Origin of the sequence: Belliella marina, from assembly GCF_042682445.1 — a bacterium.
Taxonomy (GTDB): Bacteria; Bacteroidota; Bacteroidia; order Cytophagales; family Cyclobacteriaceae; genus Belliella; species Belliella marina.
This window is the reverse complement of record NZ_JBHUHR010000009.1, coordinates 1-7,415: the sequence shown is the minus strand read 5'-3', so window position 1 is coordinate 7,415 and position 7,415 is coordinate 1. Positions and strand designations below refer to the sequence as shown.

At 35.4% G+C, this 7,415-nt stretch carries 7 protein-coding genes; 1 reads left to right on the top strand and 6 read right to left on the bottom strand.

The features are described from left to right. Positions 1-684: 684 nt before the first annotated feature. The gene (locus ACFSKL_RS03390; protein ID WP_376883505.1) at positions 685-1,671 is read right to left on the bottom strand and encodes an NAD-dependent epimerase/dehydratase family protein; all 987 of its coding nucleotides are present in this window, start codon (positions 1,669-1,671) and stop codon (positions 685-687) included. Positions 1,672-1,753: 82 nt separating this feature from the next. After that, positions 1,754-2,332 carry a Crp/Fnr family transcriptional regulator gene (locus ACFSKL_RS03385; RefSeq protein WP_376883504.1) on the bottom strand — a complete coding sequence of 193 codons (579 nt, stop codon included), beginning with the start codon at positions 2,330-2,332 and terminating at the stop codon, positions 1,754-1,756. A 285-nt stretch (positions 2,333-2,617) separates the two neighbouring features. On the opposite strand from ACFSKL_RS03385, the gene ACFSKL_RS03380 reads away from it, so the two are divergent. Beyond that, on the top strand, positions 2,618-2,833 hold the full coding sequence (locus tag ACFSKL_RS03380; protein ID WP_376883503.1) for a hypothetical protein: 216 nt from the start codon (positions 2,618-2,620) through the stop codon (positions 2,831-2,833). A 444-nt stretch (positions 2,834-3,277) separates the two neighbouring features. Here ACFSKL_RS03380 and ACFSKL_RS03375 read toward each other — a convergent pair whose 3' ends face one another. From ACFSKL_RS03375 to ACFSKL_RS03360, 4 genes are all read right to left on the bottom strand, one after another. Next, complete coding sequence (locus ACFSKL_RS03375) at positions 3,278-4,453, bottom strand: MFS transporter (protein WP_376883502.1); 1,176 nt, start codon at positions 4,451-4,453, stop codon at positions 3,278-3,280. 19 nt (positions 4,454-4,472) lie between these two features. Next, positions 4,473-5,111 carry a hypothetical protein gene (locus ACFSKL_RS03370; protein ID WP_376883501.1) on the bottom strand — a complete coding sequence of 213 codons (639 nt, stop codon included), beginning with the start codon at positions 5,109-5,111 and terminating at the stop codon, positions 4,473-4,475. A gap of 70 nt (positions 5,112-5,181) precedes the next feature. Beyond that, on the bottom strand, positions 5,182-6,033 hold the full coding sequence (locus ACFSKL_RS03365) for a helix-turn-helix domain-containing protein (protein ID WP_376883500.1): 852 nt from the start codon (positions 6,031-6,033) through the stop codon (positions 5,182-5,184). A 595-nt stretch (positions 6,034-6,628) separates the two neighbouring features. Further along, a complete protein-coding gene (locus tag ACFSKL_RS03360; protein WP_376883499.1) occupies positions 6,629-7,288 on the bottom strand; it encodes a VOC family protein in 660 nt (219 codons plus the stop codon). Positions 7,289-7,415: the final 127 nt, after the last annotated feature.

Below are 7,415 nucleotides of genomic sequence, written 5' to 3'. Positions count from 1 at the left end.
AATCAGTCGAGGTATTATCAAGCAAAGTGGTGTTGCCTATATGGATGAGTTGAAATTATTTGAAGCTGCTTGGATGAGTGTGAAAATTGCTTAAAATCAGAAAATCCAACTTTGTGACTTTTTTATCAAACATCATATGTTCTCTCATACAGTTTCAAAATGGGTTATCTTTTGGTGAAGGAGAAGTTTTTTTGTGTATGCTCGATGAAGCTTGCTGTGGTGAAAATCCTTCGCATCTCATTCCACCTTTATAACCCCAACTTTCTATTCCAAAACCTTTCAAACCCAATCCCGCACCTTCTTGATCTTTTTTTAGGATCTAAGGAATCAATGATTAAGTCCAAAACATGCCAGAAAATCAAATCCCCAAATAATGGGTAGAGGAAGCCATACCCAAATCAAAGAAAACCCCCTAATAACAATCTAAACCTAAAACAACCGCTTCCAAAAACCCTCAAATCTGCCTACTATTCCACCTGGCAAACCCTTCACCCTGTGGATGTACGCCGCGGCGCACAAGTCAGTCAACCCGCCTCCCGGAGGGCAGGCAGCCACTAGACAAATGCGAAGCATTCATGGATACCAATAAAAAACAAACTCAATATCCATAAAAATCCCTGATAGATGAATGCATCAATCAGGGCTTACCGATAGGAATCGGCATTAGGGCTTTTCCCTAGTGGGCTAAATGTTGGTGGCAGTTTTTCGTTTTCTCATTAGGTCAAGCCCTTGCTCTATGGTTACAAATGGCTTATAGCCAAGTTCCTTTCTTGCTTTGCTGTCGTTGATAGTAAACTCTACGCCCAAAACATTTACGAGTCCTTTGTAAAGTGGCGGGTGTCCTTTCAATCCAAATGTTTTCCAAACAAATTCCATTACAGAAGCAACACGTTTTGCCATTGCCAACGAAACACTTTTTTCGGGAATTGTTACACCTTGCGTAGCCATATACTTTTTAATAAAGTCTTTGAATATCGGTGTTTCACCGTCAGTGATAAAATAGGTTTTACCATTTTGCTCTGATTGGTCAGCTACGATTAATGCGTGACAAACGTTTAAAACGTGGCAAGTAACTAAACGGTGATTGCCTCCGTCAATAAACTGCATTCTTCCTTTCTTAGTGGCTTCCATAACACCAACCAATGTATTCGGATCGCCTTTGCCCCAAACTAACGGTGGCCTTACTGCAATGGTTTGAAAGTTTTCTGTGTTTGCTTTCAGAACCAAATTTTCGGCTTGCAATTTTGTCCGTGAATAGCCGTCTATGATGTTGTCGGAAACAAAAGTTTCATCAGCATTTATGATAGGTTTTCCATTCATAATAACCGAAGCGGCACTTAAATACACGAAACTTTGAACCTTGGCATTTTGGGCAACTTCCAACAAAAGTTCGGTGGCATCAACGTGCAATTTTTTGAGTTCTTTTTCGGAAGCAAAAAAATCAACCGAAGCCGCCAAATGAAATACTGAAGCACAATCTTTTACGCCAACTGCCAAAGCTTGCTTATCATTCAAGTCGCCTTTTACTGCTGTTGCCCCTAATTGCTCAACCTTTTGAATGGCTTGAGCAGAACGTGCCAATGCTTTTACTTTATAGCCGTTTTCTATGAGCATTGGGATTAGGTTTTGCCCTACAAAACCAGACCCACCTGTTACAAATACTTGTTTCATACTTTGCTTATTTTAAAATTCATTGCAAAGTTGCCGTGTACGAAAGCGAAAAACGTTTACAAAAGACAAGAAAAAATAGTGGTTAGGATTTTTCTACAATTCTTTTTCTGATACGGCTCAGTGAAGTGGCGGTAATGCCTAAATAGGTGGCAAGCATATGTTGCGGAACTCGTTGCAGGATTTCAGGATTTTGCGACAGCAATTTTGTGTACCGTTCTTCGGGACTGTCTAAAATGAAAGAAGTCAATGCTTGCTGAAACTGAATTAATGTTTGTTCTAAGGTCTTTCGCACAAACTCGTTCATTAGAGGAATCTCGTTGTAAAGTTTGTCCATGTCTTTTTTGTGGAGGACTAGCAACTCTGAAGGTTCAAGTGTTTCAATGATTTCTTTGCTCGCAGTACCAGTGATAAAACTGTCAAAGGCACCAATGAAACTATTTTCTGCTGTAATGTATATCGTTATCTGCTGACCGTCTTTTAGATAATATTTTCTAAGGCAACCTTTGAGCAAAAAAAACAACTCGTCTGTCCGCTTGTCATATGAAACAAGATCGGTTTTTGTTTTTACTTGTCTAAAGGACATAGCCGAAGCCAAAAGTTCTTTCTCGGCTTTTGTGAAGTTCACAAATTTGTCGGTGTATGTAAAAAATTGTTCTGTCATTATTTGGATGATATCTGTTTAAAATTTTGACTAACATTTCTACAAAACATTGATGATAAATATTTTATAAATATACTTATTCTCATTTTTTGCTTCCTTAAAATACAAACGTTAGCTTACGAAATCAACTTTTCTAATGTAAGGGGAATTGCCAGCAACGTCAGACTGTGAAAAAAGTATCTGCTAGTTTTTAGTTCAACTATTTTACGATCCCTCTAAAATTAGTAATTTTTTTGTATTTGTCTGCCCGCCTTAGAAGGGTTTTCAAACCACCAACTTATTTCTATGAACCATATTCAGGGGATAGACCGTTTTCAACTCTCCTTTTACAGCTTGGATGACCTTGTAAATAAGGAAAGCCCAGTAAGGATTATTGATGCCTTCATTGACAAACTTGATCTTGACTTGCTCGGATTCTTTTTCAGACCCAGCAAGCCAGATGAAGATCACAAACTAAAAAAGCACAATCCATACCTAGACAGCAGACCCTCTTTGATATAAGGGATAGATCAGCCAGAAAACAAAAACCTTTCAAACCCAATCCAGCCCCTTCTTGACCCACTTACAGGATCTAAGAAATCAATGGTTAGACCCAAGACATGCTAGAAAATCAAATCCCCAAACTATGGGCAGGGGAAACCAAGCCTAAATCAAATAAAAACCCCCTAATAACAATCTAAACCTAAAACAACCACTTCCCAAAATCTACAAATCCGCCAACTATTCCACCTAGCAAACCCTTCACCCTGTGGATGTACGCCGCGGCGCACAAGTCAGTCAACCCGCCTCCTGGAGGGCAGGCAGCCACTAGACAAATGCGAAGCATTCATGGATACCAATAAAAAACAAACTCAATATCCATAAAAATCCCTGATAGATTTTTACATCAATCAGGGCTTTTTTTCGAGGGCTTTTCTCTAGTGGGCTAAATGTTGGCGCTAGTTTTTATTTCAACCATCTATTCGTCAACGTCAAAGGTGCTAAACAAATTGCAAACCAATAAAAAGGTAAGTTGAACGAAAACAAACTTAAAAGTCCAAAAACAACTGTTGTCAGAATATCGGCAAAACTTACAAATAATTGACTATAACCAAATATTTCTCCTCGATTATTAGGTTTTGTCTCCTCTGCAAGCAATATGTCGACAATACCTGGTAATAAACTAATGGTCAAACAATCAAAAACCAATATGGAATAAAGTAGTGGTTTTGATGAACCTATATTGGCATAGCCTATATGTGTAATTATACTTAAAATAGCTATGATAACAATGAATTTTATGGGTTGAACTTTATTCACAAGTTTGGTGAAAAATATGTAATTGGTCAAAATATTTACAATACCCATAAAAATAAAAAATTGAGAAATCTCTTTAGCATTCATTTTCAATTCCCCTAAACCTATAAAAATTATAAAGTAATGATAATGGCCTAGACTTAAAGTAAGAAAGAACTGAATTAGTATTAATTTGAAAGCCTTTTCATTTGTTGATTGTAGTCTATTTAATGATCCAAAGGCATCTCTAAAATTTAGCTTTTCTTGAATTATCTGATAAATTGAACCCCTCGCTCTTTCTGTTTGGATTAAGGTTTCCTTGAAAATCAAGGAAAGAGTAATGTTAATTATAGCTATTGAAAGAGCTAAAAAAATTAATGGGGTTATTGCATCTTTTCCTTCGAGATTTAATAATAGAATTAACCCGCCTGAAAGCAAAGGTCCAACAATAAAACCAATCGAAAATACAGATCCTGCTAAACCCATATTTCTCTGTAATTTATTACTTGGCGAAATTTCAGTAATTGAAGATTTTACTACGCCAATAGCACCATTGGTCAACCCATCAGAAGCTCTGTTTGCTAAAAAGGAAAGGGGCGTTTGAAATAGTAAAATAGTGTTTGCAAAAAATGTCCCTACAGCTGAAAGTAAAAATATTGGCTTTCGGCCGTAAAAGTCGGACATCTTACCAAAAATAAGTACTGTAAAAACCTGAATCCCTAAAAACAATGCAGTTCCTAAAGCTAAAATAATTTGCGGATTTTTACTTCCTTCAACAAGTTGTGGTAAAATAGGCAAAATTATAGAGCTTGCAGTCATATCCGCCAATACAATGGCGTATATCAAATAAATTTGCCTATTCACATTACAACTCTTTCCTTATGAAAACTCCTGCATTATTAGAGTAATTTATTGCCTTGCCACTACCAATGATATTTTGGTCAATGCCTAAACCAAATTGAAACAATTTTTTGTAGCCCAAACCAAGTCTGAGTTGTTGATAACTAAACAAGTGCTGATTAAACTTAGTGTTTACTATTGACCCGAAGATAATTTGAGAAAAAACACTCCATTTGTCAGTAAGTTTAGGTGTGTAAAATACAAGTCCAAACAAGTCAAACTCGGGTTTATCTTTGATTATCATTGTCGGAAATATATTCATATAAAAGTCACCTCTCTCATTTCCATATTGATATGAAATTGCAATTGTGGGTGAAAATTCATTTTCACTAAATGATCCTCCCGATGAAATCCCCCAGTTTCTATTAAAATTGTAAATGATTTGCGAACTTACAAAGGATGAGTTTAGGAATGCCTCTTCATAATCAACTGCAAATCTGGCAATGCTAAACAGACTTACCTTTTGAGCACTATCTAAATCTTTGAAAAGGAAAAACCCATGTTGTGCCTGCTTATGTCCGGCAAAGACTTCTACTGGAATTTGTGCATAAATGGTATTGGTAATTAAGATGAGAAACGCACTAAGAATAAATATTCGTTGCATACAATTCAGTTATTTAGTTTGAACGGATGCAAAGGTGAGGCACTAAAGGCTAAGAGTACTTATCCAAAAGTCATATTGACTTATCAATTTGCGAAGAAGCTCTAAAGTTCTCTGGACTAACTCCAACTTGCTTTTTAAACCATCTTGAAAACCCTGATACTTCATTGAAACCCAAACTAAAACTGATTTCTTTTATGGATTCGCTTGTGAATGAAAGTTGATGGATTGCTTCTGATGTAATCTGCTCGTGAATAATCTGCAATGCATTTTTACCTAATGTTATCTTGCAGATTTCATTGAGTGTTTTGGAACTTACAGCTAACGCTTCAGCATAGAAAGTAACAGTTTTTGCAATCTTTAAATGCTCTTTAATTAAATCTAAATATTTATCCGTTATTTGTTCAGGTTTTGAGCTGATGATGCTTTTTTGACTCCCGATCAATTCTAGAGACTTAACCAAAAATATACTCAGCAAGTTTTTTATCGTAATGCTTTTATATGGTTGATTTAGTGCAGATTCAAGAAATAATTGGTTTGCCCAGAAAAATAGCTGGCTGTAATTAAATTCTGATATTTCATAATAGCTTTCAAATTCTCTTTTAAAAAAAGGAAGTTTGATGGATTGGAAAAGTGAATTTTCTAGTACTGTTTTTTTGATGTATATCAGAAATCCTTCAGCTTCATAATCTATACCAAGTTCTTTATATGTTTGAAGTTGATTTGGTGAAACAAAACATATGAAAGGTTTGCCATTTGGTCGATAAGTTACCCCGTCAATTGTGAATTCAAAAAAATACTGTTTCGTAACAAGGTCTATTTCGTAAAAGTCATTTCTGTATGTTTGGTATTCCACTAATACATTTGGGGATATATCCTTAACATTTAAGACAAAAATGTCGCTGGTTGCATCTGAGTTTGTCATTTGCAACTTGTTCGTAAAGTCTTGTATATTCTGAAATTTATCTCTTTCCATAAACTACTACCGCGCTGGTTTTCTAAAATTTGACTAACGCTAATAAAATCGTTTAATGCGGGCTAATTTCGAGGCCTAAACCCTCATTAGTCAGACCGAATTTATCGATTTGTTTTTTTATTCTCTTAACTAAGCCCAACTTTCTTTCCTAAACCTTTCAAACCCAATCCCGCACCTTCTTGATCTTTTTTTAGGATCTAAGGAATCAATGATTAGGTCCAAAACATGCCAGAAGATCAAATCCCCAAATAATGGGTAGGGGATACCATACCCAAACCAAAGAAAACCACCTAAATACAACCAAAAACTAAAACAACCACTTCCTAAAATCCACCAATCATCCGACTATTCCACCTAGCAAACCCTTCACCCTGCGGATGTACGCCGCGGCGCACGCAGCAGCAACTAGACAAATGCTATGCATTCATAGATGCCATTAAAAAAACAAACACATTATCTATAAAAAGCCCTGATAGATTTTTTCTCCTATCAGGGCTTTTTTGCAAGGGTTTTTCTCTAGTGGGCTAAATGTTACCTGCTGGCTTTATTCATTAATTTCAATTGTATTGTTTTGATTTTTATTCGATAATTCGATTTTCGTCCAATTACTTTTTGCTGGTGTTTCTGTTGGATACCAGTTTCGATTGGTTTTGACTATAATCAAAAGTCCATTGTCATCACCGATTGCAGTAAATATTTCATTATTTTGGTTCTTTTCAAATAAGTTCAGTTCATATTTTTGTATTAGTTGATTTCCAAATTCTAATGGGTTGTCCATTACAATTCCGATTTCACTAATATTTAATATCTGCTTACTACTAAAAGTCTCTGTTTCGGAGTTATTAAGGTCTTTTCTGGCAATGAATTCCAATAGGTTGTCATTGTTATCATAAAAATATATGGCATTCGCATTCCAAGTTTCGAATTTGGTTATCAAAACAGCATCTTCTTTTTTGATTAATTCAATTCGATTTTGACACCATTTAATCACTTCGTTTAATTTATTTTCAGGTATATTAAAAGCTAAATGATAAATGGGCTTTGCTTTTTTTAAACTTTCTACAAATTTAAGTGTTGATAATCCGATTTTTATACTAATAGATTTAGAATCACATTCCGTAACAGGAAGGTTCAATACATTTCCGTAAAAATCTTTTGTGGATTTTAACTCTTTAGTTAGAATTTCAATGTTGTTTAAATTCATTTTCGATTGTTTTGTTTTTTTTAGCTTCTGACTAACGTAAACAAAATCCCTCAATTTGAGCTGATTTCGAGGCCTAAATCCTCATTAGTCAGACCGAATTTATCGATTTGTTTTTTTATTCTCTTAA

Excerpts from the sequence above, each read along its gene's own strand:
- ACFSKL_RS03365 (WP_376883500.1), bottom strand. The coding sequence starts at position 6,033 with ATGACAAACTCAGATGCAACCAGCGACATTTTTGTCTTAAATGTTAAG.
- ACFSKL_RS03360 (WP_376883499.1), bottom strand. The coding sequence starts at position 7,288 with ATGAATTTAAACAACATTGAAATTCTAACTAAAGAGTTAAAATCCACA.
- ACFSKL_RS03390 (WP_376883505.1), bottom strand. The coding sequence starts at position 1,671 with ATGAAACAAGTATTTGTAACAGGTGGGTCTGGTTTTGTAGGGCAAAAC.
- ACFSKL_RS03370 (WP_376883501.1), bottom strand. The coding sequence starts at position 5,111 with ATGCAACGAATATTTATTCTTAGTGCGTTTCTCATCTTAATTACCAAT.
- ACFSKL_RS03380 (WP_376883503.1), top strand. The coding sequence starts at position 2,618 with ATGAACCATATTCAGGGGATAGACCGTTTTCAACTCTCCTTTTACAGC.
- ACFSKL_RS03385 (WP_376883504.1), bottom strand. The coding sequence starts at position 2,332 with ATGACAGAACAATTTTTTACATACACCGACAAATTTGTGAACTTCACA.